The following is a 14,264-nucleotide window of genomic DNA, read 5'->3' as shown; positions in this document are numbered from 1 at the left end:
CATGACTCGACACTCGGCGGCCGTGTGGCGGACCTTCCTGGGCTGGGCGCGGCCCTACCGCGCCCGGCTGGCACTCGGCCTCGTGCTGGCGCTGCTCTCGGCGGCGAGCGTGCTGGCGCTGCCGCCGGCCACGCAGCGGCTCGTCGGGCAGATCGCCGACGGCGACCGGACGGCCGGGTCCGTGCTGCTGATCGTCGCGCTCGTCCTGGCCAACCTGCTGCTCAACGCGGGCAGCTGGTTCCTGCTCGATCGGACCGGCGTCACCCTGACCAGGGACGTCCGGCAGCGGCTGGCCTCGCGGCTGGTGCGGCTCGGCATCCCGGCGTTCGACCGGCTCAGGCCCGGTGACCTGCTGTCCCGCGCCACCGCCGACGCGGCGAGCGTGGACGACCTGACCACGTACGTGCTGGTCGGCCTGGGCGTGCACATCCCCGTGATCGTCGCGGTGCTCGTCTTCATGGCCTGGCTCGACCTGCTCCTGCTGGGGCTGACGCTGGCCGTGGTCGTGCTCTCCTTCCTGGTGTTCCGCCTGGTCGCGCCCATGATCAGGAACGCCAGCATGGCCACCGCCGAAGCCGTCGGCACGCTCAGCGCCGACCTGGAGCGGGCGCTTGGCGCGCTGCGCACGATCCGGGCGTTCGGGGCGGAGCGGGCGGAGGAGGCTCGCCTGCACGGCGCGGCGGAGGACGTACGCAGGGCCAGGACCAGGGCGTCGCTCTGGGAAGGCGTGTCGGCGAACGTCACCGGCCTCACCTACCAGCTCGCGCTCCTGACCGTGCTGACCGCCGGGGCGGCCCGGGTGGCGGCGGGGACCATCGAGGCCGGCGTGCTCGTGGCGTTCCTGCTGTACGTGTTCTACCTGATCGGGCCGATGCAGAACGTCATCCAGGCGCTGGCGTCGTACCAGTCGGCCAGCGCCGGGGTGACCAGGATCGCCGAGGCGCTCGCGTACCCGGCCGAGCCCGGCCACGACCCGCCGGAGCCGCAGGCCGACCGCTCGCCCCTGAGCGTGCGCTTCGACTCCGTGCGCTTCGGCTACGGCGCCGGCCCCGTGCTCAGAGGGCTCGACTTCTCGGCGGCGGCGGGCACCGTGACCGCGCTCGCCGGGGCCTCCGGAGCGGGGAAGTCCACGGTGTTCGGCCTCATCGAGCGGTTCTACGAGCACGAGGACGGCCGCATCCTGGTCGGCGGGCGCGACATCAGGGAGTGGCCGCTCGCGCAGCTGCGCCAGGCCATCGGGTATGTCGAGCAGGACGCCCCCGTGCTCGCCGGCACCATCCGCGACAACCTGACCTTCGGCGTCTCGGACGTCACGGACGCGGAGCTGGCCGAGGTGCTGCGGATGGCCAGGCTCGACCGGTTCGTGGCCGCTCTGCCCGACGGGCTCGACACGCCCGTCGGGCACCGCGGCGGCACCCTGTCCGGGGGCGAGCGGCAGCGCCTCGCCATCGCCCGCGCCCTGCTCCGCAAACCGCGCCTGCTGCTGCTCGACGAGGCCACCTCGCACCTCGACGCGGTCAACGAGGCGGCCCTGCGCGACACCGTACGCGGCATCGCCAGGTCGGTCACCGTCCTCGTCGTCGCGCACCGGCTCTCGACGGTCGTGGACGCCGACCGCATCGTCCTTCTCGACCGCGGAGTTGCCCGCGCCGTCGGGACGCACGAGGAGCTCAGCAGGACCGACGACCTGTACGCCGAGCTGCTCGCCCACCAGCTGGGCGGACTCGCGCCCGTAAGTGCTCCGGCTCCCAGCGGGGGAGCCGGGTGAGAGAAAGGAACGCCATGAGCCCTGCGAAGTTCTCCGTCGCCGACCTGCCCGTCGACGTCTTCGAGCTGGAGACCGGCGACCTGGAGATCGAGTCGCTGACCGGCGGCCACGGGATGCTGGAGCACGGCGCCTCCAGGAACTGCAGCTGCTCCTGCCAGCTGGTCGGCTGCAGCTGCTGCAGCGCTTCGCCCAAGTCACCGAGGTAGCCCACCGGCCGGCCGACGATCCCGGCCCGGCGCCTCACGGCCGGGCCGGGAGCTCCCGGAGTGCGAAGGAGAGCGATGACCTCAGGGGAGGCGTCCGCCCTGATCGTGGGCGTGACGGGCGACGCGGTGGTCCGCGTCGCGGGACTGACGACGGCGGTGCTCGACTGGATCCGTTCGCCGCGCCTGACCGAGGCGCTCGACGACGTGCTGGCCCGCCGTGACGGGCTGAGCGCCCAGGGACGCGCGCTCGCCGACGCGCTGCATCCCGTGATCGGCGCCCTGCCCCGCGACGGCGTACGCCCGCGCGTGATAGGCCTGCGCCGGGCCCTGCACGCCGGGCGGCGACCGGCCACGCGCGAATGGACGCCGGAGATCGCCGCCCGCCTGCCGTCGGAGGTGTCGAGCGGGATAGCGGACTGGCTGGCCGGCACCGCCGCCCTCGCCGCCGTCGAGGAGAGCCTGCCGCAGGTCCTCGCCGCCGAGCGGGAGTGCGGCCTGAGCGCGCTGCTCAAGGCGGCGACCGACCCGGGGTTTCGGATCGCGCTCGGCGGGACGAGCCCCGTACTGGCGGCCGAGCTGGAGAAGTGGATCGCCGACCCCGGCAGAACTCCCAGGTCGGGCACCACGACGACGCTCGCCCGCTACCTGGCCCGCGCCGCGACCAAGACCAGCCCCCTGAGCACGTTCGCCACCAGCGGCCCCGTGCGGTGGCGCACCGGCGGCCCCGCCGTCGAGACCGTTCCGGTCGATCGCTCCGGCGCCTTCGAGCTCTCCTACTACCACATCCGCGAGAACATCGCCGCCTTCGTCCTGGACCACGCGGCCGATCCGGCGCCGATCGCGCTCAACGCCTCCGCCCAGCGCCTGGGGGAGCAGATCGTCTTCCTGCGCGGGCTGGGCATGCTCGGGCTGCTCGGCGGCGAACGCTTCTGCGCCATCCCCGCCCGCCCGTCCGTCCTCGCCCTGATCGACGTGCTGGGCGAGGAGCCGGGCGGCCTGCCCCGCCCCGTCCTCCGCGACCGCCTCACCTCGGGGGACACCTCCCTGAACGACGAGGTGGACGCCTTCGTCGACCACCTCCTGGACGCCGGCCTCCTGGTCCGCGGCCTCCCCCTCACCCATCCCCACGAGGTCCTCGCCGGCGCCGCCACGTGGACCCGGCCGTCAACTGGCCTTCCTGACGCTTCGGCGGCTGTTCCGCCGCCCGCCCTGGCCGCCGCTTTGGGGCGGGCGGCTGCCGCGCTGGGGGCGCGGCCCGCGGCCGACGACGCCGACCTCTACCGGGCGCGCCGCGAGACGGTGGTGAGCAGGCTGCGCGAGCTGGCCGCCTTCGCCACACCGGGCAGTCCGCACCACGCGATGTTCAGCTCGCTGACCGCCGTCAACGTCCGCGACACGGCGGTCGCCGCGGAGCCGCCGGCCGCCTGCTCAGTACGCACCTGGCAGCCGGTCGCCGGCGACCTGGACGTGATCCGCCGCTGGATCGCCCCCTTCGCGCCACACCTCCCCGCCAGGCTGGCCCTGACCGAGCTCTTCGGGGAGCGGCTGCGCGAGCGCGGCCCCGTCCCCGTGCTGGCGTTCTACCGCGAGTACCAGTGGGCCATGACGGAGATGGACGAGGTCGGCGCCGAGCTGCGCGGCACCGTCCTCGCGCCGTCGGCCCGGCATCCCGAGGACAGCGTGCTCGACGGGGTACGCCGGCTCGCCGACGTGATGGCCACCGCCCTCGCGGCCCTGACCCCGTACGAGACCGGAGGGACCGGGGCCCTCGCCGTGCCCGTCGAGGCGCTGCGGGCGGCGATCGCCACCTACCCCGCGTGGGTGCCGGAGGTGCGATCCATCAGCGCCTACGTCCAGCCCGCCGGCGGGCTGGGCGTGGTCAACGCGCTGGGCACCGGCTTCGGCTCCGTACGCGCCCGCCTCGACCACCTGACCGGCCGCCGGGACTCCGGCGTGCGGGACCCTGGCACCGGCCCGATCCACGCGGAGTTCGGCAGCCGGTTCGGCATCTCGCTCAACGACCACCGCCGCTGCCTCCCGTACCAGCTCGGCGGCACCCCCAACCTGCTCGGCGACGGCGACGGCGACGGTGGCGGTGACGGCGACGGTGGCGCCCGGCTGCGGATCCAGGACCTCGTCGTCCGCCTGGACGAGCGGACCGGCCTGCTCGGCCTGGCGACGACCGGCGGGCGCGAGGTGCGCGTCGTGCACACCGGCGCGGCCGCGCGCGAGTTCCTGCCGCCGTTCTCGCTGCTGCTGACGGTGCTGTCCGGCGAGGTGCCGCCCCTCACGGTCCTGCCGCCGCACCCGTCTCGTACCGCCCCGCGTGACGGCCGCCGCGACTGGCCCCGCCTGGTGGCGGGCTCACTGGTGATCGGCAGGGCCCAGGTCAGGTTCCCGGTCGGCGAGGTGCCGCTGCCCGGCCAGGGCGAGGAGGAGAGCCGCTTCCTCCTGCGGCTGGCGGAGTGGCGGCGCGCGGAGGGCATCCCTCGCAGGTGCTTCTTCCGTACCCGGCCCGACCCCGACACCATGGACGAGACCAAATCCCCGGCGTCGTGGACCCAGGCCCAGGAGAAGTGGCACAAACCCATGTACCTCGACTTCGACAGCCTCCTCCTGGTTCGGGGCTTCGTCGCCGCCCTGCGCCGCCCCGGCACCGCACTGGTGACCTTCGAAGAGGCCCTGCCCGACCCCTCCGCCGTGGAGGGCGGCGATCACCACGTCGCCGAGCTGGTCTTGGACGTCACCGCCGCCCCATGAGCTACACCCTCGCCGTCCTCGGCATGAGCGGGACACCCCGTGGGCGTCGATGCCGCTGTCGGTCGGCATCGACCACGTGATCACGCACCTGAGCCACGCGGACCGAGCCGGCCCCGCGCTCGTCACGATCGCGGAGCCGGCCGCCCGTCACGGCCTGGCTCTCCACGATCCTCAGCTCGACGAGACCTTCTCCTGAGGCGCGTCGAACACCTCCTTGACGAGCCGCTCCGTCGCCTTCTGGAACGCCGGGCCCAGGGAGAGCGTGGGGTCGTCGGTGTAGTTCAGTGCGGCGGTCAGGGTCCTGGCGCCGTCGGGCGTGCTGTACATGAGCGCCGCGTGGCCCGCGATGCCGCCGTTGTGGTTGATGACGGTGCCGCCGCCCTCCGTGGTCTGGACGAACACCCCCAAGCCGTAGCCCGCCCCGGGGATGCCGGTCGGGTGCGGCGCGCACATCTCCTCGAGCAGCGCGGCCGGCAGGAGCCTGCCGCCCACCAGCGCGGAGATGAACGTCTGCAGGTCGCGGGTGGTCGAGATCATGTCGCCGCCGCTGGAGATCCAGGAGGGGTTGTGCCGGGTGACGTCGACCGTCCCCTGCTCGGATCGGTAGTAGGCATGCGCGTACGGCTCGGGGACGTCGACCTCGTCGGACGGCTGGACGGTGCCCGTCAGGCCGAGCGGCTCTATGATCAGCCGCCGCATCTCGTCGGCCGGCGGGCGGCCGGTGACCTTCTCGATCAGCAGCCTGGCCAGGACGTAGTTGGTGTTGGAGTACCTCCAGCCGGTGCCCGGCTCGAACCTGGCCGGCTTCGACAGCGCCAGCCGTACCAGCTCCTCCGGCTGGAAGGTCGTGAACCGGGCCGCCACCCACTCCTCGCCCGAGCTGGTGGCGGGGCTGCCCGGCACGTACGTGCCGTCGGGGTCGAAGTCGCCGGTGAAGTTGAACACGCCGCTGGTGTGCTGCAGCAGCATCCGTACGGTGATCCGCGGGTCGAGCCCGAACCCCTCCAGGTGCGCGGCCACCGGATCGTCCAGCCCGAGCCTGCCCTCGGCCACGAGCCGCAGCACCACGGTCGCGACGAAGGTCTTCGTGCTGCTGCCGATCCTGACATGGCCGTCGACCGGCGGCCCGGCGCTCCCGCCCAGCTCGGCGGCCCCGGCGGTGCCGGCCCATTCGCCCTGCTCGTCGTGGACGCGCAGGGTCACCCCGATGAAGCCCGAGTCGATCATCTCCTCGATGATCTGCTGCAACTGGGGGCGGGCCTGGGCGGAACGCGTGACGGACATGGTGCTCCTTCGGTGTAATCGGTGGCTTTACAGGCTGCGGGCGGTGATGTCGCCGTACGCGGTGGTCGCGTGGATGGTCAGGTCGGCCGCGCCGCTGTTGGTGAGGGAGTTGCTGATGCGGCCGTACGTGGTGCCGGCGTCCAGCGAGGCCGAGGTGCCGCGGGCGGCGCCGACCTCGATGTCGCCGTGCGCGGTGCGCAGCGTGACGGTGCCGCGTACGGCCTCGGCGATGCGCAGGTCGCCCTGCTGGGTGCTGATCCGCGCCGGGCCGGTGAGGCGGCCGACGGTGACGTCACCGGCCTGGAGCGTCAGGTCGGCGCTCGCGGCCTCGTCGAGCTTGACCGTGCCGCTCGCGCAGGAGAAGGACACCTCCCCGAGCCGCCCGACGCCCCGGAGGTCGCCGGCGGCCGCCTTCGCCTCGACCCGCGAACCGGCGGGCAGCCGCACGGTCACCTCGACGGAGCCGGAGGGGCCGAAGAACTGGTTCTTGGGCTCGGGGGTGTGGATCCGCAGGCCGCCGCCGTCGTAGGTGACCGCGGTCTCCTCGGCGGCCTTCACGTCGCGGCTCTTGGAGGCGTCCGCGGGCCGGACCTCGACCGTGGTGTCGGCGCGGTCGGCGGCGATGAAGGTGATGTGCCCGGCGGCGATGTCGAGGACCGTCGAGATGGCGGCGGGGGTGTCGAAGTGCTGCATGGTGTCGCTCCTCTTGTCCGTTCGTTTCCGACGAACGAAAAGCTACGTTGCTTTCTAGATTCTGACAACATCATCGTTGCTCTTGAGCTGAGTATTAGCAGGTCAAAGCTATGAAATCATTGCAACAGACCTGCGTCTAACGCAATGAGCAAGGCCACGTTCCGTTGCAACAGCTCAGTGATGAACGCTATGGTGTGCGGACACCGCGGATCACGGAGGAGACCACGATGCCGGGCGGCAGACTCACCCCGCAGGAACGCCAGCAGATCGCCCTGGGCCTGGCCGACGGCCTCGCCTACGCCGAGATAGCCCGCCGCCTCGACCGCCCGACCTCGACCGTCACCCGCGAGGTCATGCGCAACGGCGGCCCCACCTCCTACCGCGCCGACCTCGCCCACCGCGCCGCCGAACGCCGCGCCCACCGCCGCAAGAAGCCCGCCACCCGCGCGCAGGGCGCGGCCCCGCAGCACGTCGGACGCGACACCGAGGCCGTACGCGAGTACGAGGAGACCTTCACCACCGTCTTCATGCAGTCGGGCCTGCCCAAGATGACCGCCCGCGTGCTGGCCTGCCTCTTCACCACCGACAGCGGCAGCCTCACCGCCGCGGAGCTGGCCGCCCACCTCCAGGTCAGCCCGGCATCGGTCTCGAAGGCGGTCACGTTCCTCGAGAGCCAGGGCCTCATCCGGCGCGAGCGCGACGTACGCCGCCGCGAACGCTACGTCGTGGACGACGACGTCATGTACCAGTCCACGATGGCCAGCGCCCACTCCATCGCCCACCTGGGCGAGATCGCCCGCCAGGGCGTCGGCCTCCTCGGCCCCGGCACCCCGGCCGCCGCCCGCCTGGAGAACATCGCCCGCTTCGTCGACTTCGTCGCGGAAAGCATCGCCCGCGCCGCCGACCAGGCCCGCGAAATCCTCCACACCAGACCCACCGACGAGACCACCTGAACAAGGGCATGGGACAGGCGCAATCCGCTGGCCGAGCTTCTCGCTCGCGCACGGAATATGACTGTTGCCTTTTGCTTATGGACAGGTATCTGCTGGCTTCATAAGGTCCATCCGTGGTGCGGGTGAGGGCACATTGGCGCCGTAATCGTAATGGCACGCTGAGTTGGGTACGAGCGCATTACCGCAGCGCAGCGGCCGCAGGCGGGATCGGTGGGCTCATCGTGATTTCTTGCATCGTCATGTTCCTGGTGTCGATGGCCCAGAGCTCCGGTAACGGCAATGTCCAGCAGACACAGGTGACCGTGGCCTCCAGCCCCTTGAGCCCCGCTCATGCGCAGCTGATGAATGCTCTACGAGCCGCGAGGGAGCGTTCCGGGCTCTCGCTTGAGGAGGCGGGCAGCCGCGCCGGCCTGTCGGCCCAGAAGGTTTCCGACATTGAAACGGGCCTGCTGGTTCCCACGCCGGAGGACGTCACCAGCCTCAGTAATGCGTATGGAGTTCCGCCGGATGAATGGACGAACCTGGTTATGCTGCAGTCGGAGCTCTAGCAGTCCGAACCCGTCTTAGCCCCACTTGCCGGTATGACGTGAGGGACGCGGCGGGTAAGTGCGGGGTCACATGCTTTCCGACTTCTGATGTGATCAGGATTTGTCGGTGGCGGCGCGTAGCATCGCCGGGCATCCGGCCGGGCTCACGCGAAAAGGGAAGACATGGAGACAGAGCTGCAGGTCGCGTTCGACTGTGCCGATCCGCAACGGGTCGCCGAGTTCTGGGCCGAGGCCGTCGAAGGCTACGCCTTCCCGCCGCCGCCCGACGGCTACACCTCGTGGGAGAGCTGGGCCGAGGGGGAGAACATCCCCGAAGAGGAACGCAACGAGATGCGGGTGCTGATCGACCAGCGCGGCAAGCTGCCGAACCTCTACTTCCAGCGGGTCCCCGAGTCCAAGACCACGAAGAACCGGCTCCACCTCGACATCCGGGTCTCGAAGGGCCTCGCGGGCGACGAGCGCAGAAACCGCATCGAGGAGGAAGTGACCCGCCTGACGAAGCTCGGCGCCACGCTCGTCGAGCGCCGCACGCCGCCGGAGCTGTGGGTGGTGATGGCCGACGTCGAGGGCAACGAGTTCTGCGTGATCTGAGATCGCTCAGCGCGGCCTGCGCCAGTAGGCGAGCTGGCCGCTCGTGCTCTTGACCGTGCGCGGCGCCGACTCGGCCTGCGGCCAGATCTGCAGGAGGTAGCGGTCGATGACGGCGTCGGACGTGTCCACTTCCGCAGCCTCGTCCATGTGCTGAGCGTGGTAGCGCAAGCGGTACCACCCTGGGCCGGCGGGAAGCGCGGGAAGCTCGTGTTCGTCCGCGCCGCCCCATTCGTGCAGGGACAACCGGCCGGCGACCGACCGGAAGCTGACCTCCACGATGTCCTCGTAACCGTCGGTGTCCGCTCCGGGGTCGTGGTCGGCCACGCTCACCGCGAAACCGACGACCCCGGTGTGCAGACCGGTGACCAGGAAGGCTCCGCCGTCGTCCACCCGGATGATGCCGACGGGGTGCTCGGGGTGGTCGTCGGGCAGCCCATCGGGGCCCAGGCCGTCGTCGGTGTCGTCGACGAGGTACGCCTGCCGGTAGTGGACGCCGAGATCGAACGTCACCGTGCGAAGGTCAGTCATGGTCGGCAAGCCTAAGATCACGGACCGACATTTTCCGCGGGCCGGCCTGTGCCGGCCGTCCACCGGATATGTCGGTGGGGTCGGCCATACTTCGCCGGGTCAGGTGATCACGAGGTGAGGGTGGCGGGCGATGGCGCGGTTGTTGCGGAGTCTCGATGACGAGGTCTACGTCGAGTACAACTCGATGGGGCTCGACGGCACCGACCTGCCGACCTGGGGGTCGCCCACCGAGGAGATCTACCACTTCAACGCGGCCTTCCGGCTCGAGTCCTGGGACGCCGAGCCGGAGCCCGCGGACGGCTTGTGGACGCCGGTCAGCTCGTCGACGTTCGTCGCGGAGAGCGGGGTGGTCGCCGTCCTCGCGTCGATGGACGGCGGGGGGCACGACTTCCTGATCGGGCCGCCGCATTTCGAGTACGGCGTCCAGATGTACTTACGCGAGCCCCGGCCGGGCGACGGGCACGGCACGGGCGAGTGCGACGAGACGTGGCTGCTGAGGTTCTGGCCGATCCGGGACGTCTTCGACCCGATCGCGCACGCGGCCCCGTTCTCCTACATCGCCCGTGGCGTCCTCTACTACTCGATCGACCTCGAGCCCGAGCAGCTCGTCCAGCCTCCGTCGCGGCGGGAGGTGCCGGTTCCGGTCTCGGCGGTGACGGACTGGGCGTCGCTGCGAGCCGAGCCCGACCTCGACACCTTCGACGGCTGGTTGCGTCAGGTCCACCGCCGGGCCGAGGAGGAGGGCGTCACCGTACACGCGTGGCTGCGTGAGAAGGGGCTGGACATCGAGGACGGCGCCGACCTCACCGCGGCGACCTGCACGCCGCCGCGCATGCGTCCGGGCCGGTACGCCGATCCGCTGCTCGACCGCTACTACGCCGAGCAGCGGCACCGGAACCCGCTGTCCGGGCAGGACCTGGACGAAGACCGCCTGCGCGAACGCGCCGACGCCGACCGCATCGCCAAGGAGCTGTGCCGCGCCGGCACGCACACGTTCTCTGTGCCCGTCGAAGGCCGGGGCGGCCTCTACCTGCGGCCGGGCGTGAGCCGGCGCGTATGGCGGTGGGAGGACGACTACCTGGGCGGCGAGCTCGTGGACGGCGGGCTGACGGTGGACCGGCAGGTGCTGGCCAGGAACCCGTGGACCAGGCAGATCCTCGTCTCCGGCATCGTGACGATCCTGCGCCCCGACCCCGGCAGGGCGCCCTGTGGCGACACCGTCTGGTACCGCGTACGCGACGCCGAGCCGCACGAGGCGGCCAGGGTGCTGTGCGCGGAGGCCACCTGGGAGGAGGACCCGGAGCATCGGCGGGCCCTGGACGAGGTGGCCAAGGAGAAGCTCATCGAGCTGCGCGCCACGTACCGGAGCCGGGAGGGCTGAGCGGCGAAAACCCAGGCGACCGCCGGGAGCCCGCCGGGAGCCCGCCTGGCATGCTTGGACGACGTGATCATACGTACGGCGACGCGCCGCGACCTGCCCGCTGTCATCGCGCTCCTGGCCGGTGAGGACACCGTGGTCGATCCCCTGACGGTCGAGGTCGACGAGGCGTACGAGCGGGCCTTCCAGACGATCGACGCGGATGAGCGGAACGAGATGATCGTCCTCGACGAGGGCGACGGCACCGTCCTGGGCTGTCTCCAGCTGACCTACATCCCCGGGCTGGGGCGCCACGGGCAGGAGCGGGCGCTGATCGAGGCGGTCCGCGTACGCGCCGACCAGCGCGGGGCCGGGCTCGGCCGCAAGCTGCTCACCTGGGCGATCGACCGCGCCCGAGCGCGGGGCTGCACGCTGGTGCAGCTCACCAGCAACAAGCGCCGCACGGAAGCCCACCGCTTCTACGGCTCCCTCGGCTTCACGAGGAGCCACGACGGCTTCAAACTGCCCCTCTGACAGAGATGATGTGGGTGAGCGCCTCCCGCCGGGTCTGAGCCACCCTCTGACTGACCCCCGGCTCAGGCGGCCGAGGAGCCTGACGAGGCCAGGCCCGCGCCACCCAGCAGATCCAGCTCGATCATCTCGGCCGACTGAACGAGCCGCATCGCCGCGGCAGCCTCCGGACTACCGGCCACCTGCTTCAAGGCGTCATCGAGGTCGGCCTGACTACGCCAGAGCTCGGTCACCCAGATGGTGTCGGACGCGTCAGCCTGCCGATTGACCAGGTACAACTCACACCCGGCCACCCCCTCAAGAGCGTTCGCGGCGCCGAGCAACAACTCAGCCAGCTCCGCCCCTCGCCCATCCTGAGCCACGAACTTCCCATACCGCGCAACCTTCTCCATGCGCCCGAGCTTACGCGCGGCGGTCGGCGGCGGGCGTGGAGGGCCGTTCTATGCGCAGGTCCACCGGTGCTCGTCCCCAGGCAAAAGAAAGGGGCCCTGCGTCGAGGGCCCCTTCCTGGCGGACGTCAGCCGCAGTGGGTCCAGCCGGACTGCCAGCTGTCGCCGGCCCCGGCGCCGTTCGAGGCGACGCCGCCCCACGAGACGCAGGCGCCCTTGGCGCTCACCTTCACGGGACCGGCGTAGATCTTGTAGAAGTCGGTGTCGTCGATCCGGCCGCCGCCCTGCTTCTGGATGGAGGCGCCGGTGGTGCTGAGCTTGCCCTGGTACTTGCTGGCCTTCCAGGTCACCACGCAGTTGGTGCTGCCGTTGTAGAGCAGGTAGATCGTGGCCAGCCCGCCGATCGCGTGGCTGTCGATGACGTGGTAGCTGCCGCCGCCGCACGCCGCGACGGGCGACGACGCGGCCATGGCGGGACCGCTGCCCACGACCACGGAACCGACGAGTGCGGCCGCCGTGGCGAGGGAGAGCACGGCGGTCTGCGTGAATCTGCGCACTGCCTGGTCTTCGCTTTCTTCAGAGAATCATGCTGGGTCGTCGGGCAGCATAACTGGATCTTCGTCAAAAATCATGACAAACGACGTCAGAGGTGGCAGCGGGCCTCGTGGCCGGGGCCGAAGCGGCGAGCAGCAGTTTGGTGCACGGGTGCCGCGGCTCCTGCAGGAGTCGCGCAGCCCTTGTCCTTCCTCGGGGTCAGGAGAGGGTCATGCGTGGGTCAGGGATGCTCGGACGCCGTGTTCTGCGAAGTCGGACAGCGTGTTGCGGAGGTGGGTGGTGAAGTCTGGGTGGTCGGCCAGGTCGGGGACCACCTCGGCGAGCAGGCGTTCAGGAGCGTGGGCCAGGCGGCGGAGGTCCTCCGCTCGGGGGTCGTTGACGTCCACCGGGTGGCCTGCGTCGTCCAGGGAGACGGTGACGTGCCTGAGCCAGGCGGCCACCGCTAGGCAGGCCCACTGAGGGAAGGCGCCGGCGGCGAGGCGGTCGCGGGCGGTGCCCAAGAGACGGATCGGGACCTTCAGGGAGCCGTCCATGGCTATTTGGGCGCAGCGGTGGCGCAGCGCGCGGTTGCGCATTCTGGTCACCACCTGTTCGCCGTACGACGGCAGGTCCACGCCGGGAGGCGGGGTCAGGGTGGGCAGGACGTCCTCGGCCAGCAGCCGCTCGGCGAGGTGGGCGAGCGGCGGGTCGTCGAGGGCGTCGGCGATGTACTCGTGGCCGGTCAGCGCGCCCGTGTAGGCGAGCGCGCTGTGCACGCCGTTGAGCACCCGCAGCTTGGCCTGCTCGTACGGCTCCACGTCCGCGACGAACCGCGCCCCCGCCCGCTCCCAGGAGGGCCGCCCACCGGGAAAGTCGTCCTGGAGCACCCACTGGCTGAACGGCTCGGCCACCACGGCCGCCAGGTCCGGCCGCCCGGTCAGCCGTTCCGCGGTCGCGAGGTCGTCGGGGGTGGTGGCGGGCACCATCCGGTCCACGACGGTGGCGGGGAACGACACGCCTTCCGGCACATTGCCGCAGGCGTGCTGCACGGCCTCACGTACGCGGGCGCCGTTGGCCAGCAGGTTGTCGCAACTGACCACCGCCACAGGACCGGCGCCGGCGGCGGATCTGCGGGACAGCCCGGCCGCCAGCAAACCGATGGGGCTGCCGGGCGCGGTGTCGGCGTACGCCTTCTCGGTGATCGTCAGCGTGATCACCCGGACCGAGGGGTCGGCGACGTACCGGATGACCTGCTCGGCCTCGGTCGGCGCGTGCAGGGTGCGGCGGATGGAGGTGACCTCGGTGGCGGAGACGCGTTCGCCGTCGCGTACCAGCAGCGTGTAGCGGTGGTCCTGGTCCCGCAGCGCGCGCACGACGTCGGGGGAGCGCGGCGCGACGGCGCAGATCGTCCAGCCGTCGCCCGCCTCCTGCGTGTGGACGGCCTGGTGGGCGCGGTGAAAGGCACCGAGGCCGAAGTGCAAGATCATGACAGGAGCTCGGCGATGTCGATCGGGCGCCGCTCGACGGCCGAACGCCAGATCGCCTCGCCCGTCGCCACCGCGAGCGCCCCCTGCAGGGCGTCGGCGGGCAGGCCGAGGCGCAGCGACTCCGGCTCCGGCGTGCCGAACAGCGAGGAGAACGTGAACGTGCCGGCGCCGGGCAAAGGGGTGCCGTCGGGAGTCCTGCCGTGGCGGGACTCGATCTGGCCGTGGGTGCCGCTGATCACCACGCGGAAGCCCTCCCAGGGTGAGGAGAAGTCGAGGGTGTACGCCAGACTTGCGCCGTTCCGGTAGCGGACCAGCGCGGAGTAGGCGTCCTCGATGTCGATCTCGTCGTCGTACAGATAGGTGTCGGTGGGGTATTGGTGCTCGTACGCCAGGCCGTACAGGCCGGTGCGCACACCGCCGGGCTCGGCGAGCGTGCCGCTGCCCGCCTGAGCCCGATAGTAGGGGTCGCGCTCGTAGAGATCCGCCCCGGTGTACGGGTTCCCCGGCCGCGTCGTGGGGGCGGCGCGGGCTACGCAATCGATGGCCGCAATGGCAGCATTATCTTGCAAACGCGGTCGCTTCGGCCGGTACGCACCTGCGATATGGTCGCCTTCGTTGCAGCAAACCAGGAGGGT

At 71.4% G+C, this 14,264-nt stretch carries 16 protein-coding genes; 9 read left to right on the top strand and 7 right to left on the bottom strand.

Going from position 1 to position 14,264, the window contains the following annotated elements; all coding sequences use genetic code 11:
- Position 1 precedes the first annotated feature (1 nt).
- From ACFFR3_RS40220 to ACFFR3_RS40205, 4 genes are all read left to right on the top strand, one after another.
- Positions 2–1,768, top strand: a complete 1,767-nt coding sequence (locus ACFFR3_RS40220) for an ABC transporter ATP-binding protein (RefSeq protein WP_379484833.1) — start codon at positions 2–4, stop codon at positions 1,766–1,768.
- 14 nt (positions 1,769–1,782) lie between these two features.
- Positions 1,783–1,974: a thiomuracin/GE37468 family thiazolyl RiPP peptide gene (locus ACFFR3_RS40215; protein WP_364375557.1), complete on the top strand. Its 192-nt coding sequence runs from the start codon at positions 1,783–1,785 to the stop codon at positions 1,972–1,974.
- Positions 1,975–2,049: 75 nt separating this feature from the next.
- Positions 2,050–4,734 carry a lantibiotic dehydratase gene (locus ACFFR3_RS40210; RefSeq protein ID WP_379484832.1) on the top strand — a complete coding sequence of 895 codons (2,685 nt, stop codon included), beginning with the start codon at positions 2,050–2,052 and terminating at the stop codon, positions 4,732–4,734.
- 49 nt (positions 4,735–4,783) lie between these two features.
- Entirely contained in the window at positions 4,784–4,930 is a 147-nt protein-coding gene (locus ACFFR3_RS40205; protein WP_345394747.1) for a hypothetical protein, read from the top strand.
- Here the strand turns inward: ACFFR3_RS40205 and ACFFR3_RS40200 are convergent.
- Together ACFFR3_RS40200 and ACFFR3_RS40195 are read right to left on the bottom strand one after the other, a co-directional pair.
- Entirely contained in the window at positions 4,906–6,018 is a 1,113-nt protein-coding gene (locus tag ACFFR3_RS40200) for a serine hydrolase domain-containing protein (RefSeq protein ID WP_379484831.1), read from the bottom strand. The two genes, ACFFR3_RS40205 and ACFFR3_RS40200, sit on opposite strands and share 25 nt — an antisense overlap.
- Positions 6,019–6,045: 27 nt before the next feature.
- Positions 6,046–6,711 (bottom strand): DUF4097 family beta strand repeat-containing protein, encoded by a 666-nt coding sequence (locus ACFFR3_RS40195; RefSeq protein WP_379484830.1) that lies wholly within the window; start codon positions 6,709–6,711, stop codon positions 6,046–6,048.
- A gap of 227 nt (positions 6,712–6,938) precedes the next feature.
- Between ACFFR3_RS40195 and ACFFR3_RS40190 the strand changes: the two genes are divergently transcribed.
- The 3 genes from ACFFR3_RS40190 (at position 6,939) to ACFFR3_RS40180 (ending at position 8,803) form a co-directional block, all read left to right on the top strand.
- Positions 6,939–7,664: a helix-turn-helix domain-containing protein gene (locus ACFFR3_RS40190; RefSeq protein WP_345394756.1), complete on the top strand. Its 726-nt coding sequence runs from the start codon at positions 6,939–6,941 to the stop codon at positions 7,662–7,664.
- Positions 7,665–7,777: 113 nt separating this feature from the next.
- On the top strand, positions 7,778–8,212 hold the full coding sequence (locus ACFFR3_RS40185; protein ID WP_345394759.1) for a helix-turn-helix domain-containing protein: 435 nt from the start codon (positions 7,778–7,780) through the stop codon (positions 8,210–8,212).
- A gap of 162 nt (positions 8,213–8,374) precedes the next feature.
- The gene (locus ACFFR3_RS40180; protein WP_345394762.1) at positions 8,375–8,803 is read left to right on the top strand and encodes a VOC family protein; all 429 of its coding nucleotides are present in this window, start codon (positions 8,375–8,377) and stop codon (positions 8,801–8,803) included.
- Between the two features lie 6 nt (positions 8,804–8,809).
- Here ACFFR3_RS40180 and ACFFR3_RS40175 read toward each other — a convergent pair whose 3' ends face one another.
- Positions 8,810–9,331: a hypothetical protein gene (locus ACFFR3_RS40175; RefSeq protein ID WP_364375536.1), complete on the bottom strand. Its 522-nt coding sequence runs from the start codon at positions 9,329–9,331 to the stop codon at positions 8,810–8,812.
- Between the two features lie 130 nt (positions 9,332–9,461).
- On the opposite strand from ACFFR3_RS40175, the gene ACFFR3_RS40170 reads away from it, so the two are divergent.
- Both ACFFR3_RS40170 and ACFFR3_RS40165 read left to right on the top strand, forming a co-directional pair.
- A complete protein-coding gene (locus tag ACFFR3_RS40170) occupies positions 9,462–10,712 on the top strand; it encodes a hypothetical protein (RefSeq protein WP_364375533.1) in 1,251 nt (416 codons plus the stop codon).
- Between the two features lie 63 nt (positions 10,713–10,775).
- Positions 10,776–11,222 carry a GNAT family N-acetyltransferase gene (locus tag ACFFR3_RS40165; RefSeq protein WP_345394770.1) on the top strand — a complete coding sequence of 149 codons (447 nt, stop codon included), beginning with the start codon at positions 10,776–10,778 and terminating at the stop codon, positions 11,220–11,222.
- Between the two features lie 62 nt (positions 11,223–11,284).
- Here ACFFR3_RS40165 and ACFFR3_RS40160 read toward each other — a convergent pair whose 3' ends face one another.
- The 4 genes from ACFFR3_RS40160 to ACFFR3_RS40145 all read right to left on the bottom strand — a co-directional run bounded on the left by ACFFR3_RS40160 (position 11,285) and on the right by ACFFR3_RS40145 (position 14,198).
- Positions 11,285–11,611: a putative quinol monooxygenase gene (locus tag ACFFR3_RS40160; RefSeq protein ID WP_345394773.1), complete on the bottom strand. Its 327-nt coding sequence runs from the start codon at positions 11,609–11,611 to the stop codon at positions 11,285–11,287.
- Between the two features lie 125 nt (positions 11,612–11,736).
- On the bottom strand, positions 11,737–12,165 hold the full coding sequence (locus ACFFR3_RS40155; protein WP_345394776.1) for a hypothetical protein: 429 nt from the start codon (positions 12,163–12,165) through the stop codon (positions 11,737–11,739).
- A gap of 207 nt (positions 12,166–12,372) precedes the next feature.
- Positions 12,373–13,629: a mannitol dehydrogenase family protein gene (locus tag ACFFR3_RS40150; RefSeq protein ID WP_379484829.1), complete on the bottom strand. Its 1,257-nt coding sequence runs from the start codon at positions 13,627–13,629 to the stop codon at positions 12,373–12,375.
- Positions 13,626–14,198: a Gfo/Idh/MocA family oxidoreductase gene (locus ACFFR3_RS40145; protein WP_379484828.1), complete on the bottom strand. Its 573-nt coding sequence runs from the start codon at positions 14,196–14,198 to the stop codon at positions 13,626–13,628. The genes ACFFR3_RS40150 and ACFFR3_RS40145 overlap by 4 nt, the downstream gene beginning before the upstream one ends.
- Positions 14,199–14,264: the final 66 nt, after the last annotated feature.

Origin of the sequence: Nonomuraea salmonea, assembly GCF_042428605.1 — a bacterium.
Lineage (GTDB): Bacteria > Actinomycetota > Actinomycetes > Streptosporangiales > Streptosporangiaceae > Nonomuraea > Nonomuraea salmonea.
This window is presented reverse-complemented; position numbering and strand designations above follow the sequence as displayed.

Coding starts and splice junctions, on each gene's coding strand:
- ACFFR3_RS40175 (WP_364375536.1), bottom strand. CDS start 9,331: ATGACTGACCTTCGCACGGTGACGTTCGATCTCGGCGTCCACTACCGG.
- ACFFR3_RS40210 (WP_379484832.1), top strand. CDS start 2,050: ATGACCTCAGGGGAGGCGTCCGCCCTGATCGTGGGCGTGACGGGCGAC.
- ACFFR3_RS40180 (WP_345394762.1), top strand. CDS start 8,375: ATGGAGACAGAGCTGCAGGTCGCGTTCGACTGTGCCGATCCGCAACGG.
- ACFFR3_RS40200 (WP_379484831.1), bottom strand. CDS start 6,018: ATGTCCGTCACGCGTTCCGCCCAGGCCCGCCCCCAGTTGCAGCAGATC.
- ACFFR3_RS40195 (WP_379484830.1), bottom strand. CDS start 6,711: ATGCAGCACTTCGACACCCCCGCCGCCATCTCGACGGTCCTCGACATC.
- ACFFR3_RS40205 (WP_345394747.1), top strand. CDS start 4,784: ATGCCGCTGTCGGTCGGCATCGACCACGTGATCACGCACCTGAGCCAC.
- ACFFR3_RS40215 (WP_364375557.1), top strand. CDS start 1,783: ATGAGCCCTGCGAAGTTCTCCGTCGCCGACCTGCCCGTCGACGTCTTC.
- ACFFR3_RS40150 (WP_379484829.1), bottom strand. CDS start 13,629: ATGATCTTGCACTTCGGCCTCGGTGCCTTTCACCGCGCCCACCAGGCC.
- ACFFR3_RS40160 (WP_345394773.1), bottom strand. CDS start 11,611: ATGGAGAAGGTTGCGCGGTATGGGAAGTTCGTGGCTCAGGATGGGCGA.
- ACFFR3_RS40220 (WP_379484833.1), top strand. CDS start 2: ATGACTCGACACTCGGCGGCCGTGTGGCGGACCTTCCTGGGCTGGGCG.
- ACFFR3_RS40190 (WP_345394756.1), top strand. CDS start 6,939: ATGCCGGGCGGCAGACTCACCCCGCAGGAACGCCAGCAGATCGCCCTG.
- ACFFR3_RS40170 (WP_364375533.1), top strand. CDS start 9,462: ATGGCGCGGTTGTTGCGGAGTCTCGATGACGAGGTCTACGTCGAGTAC.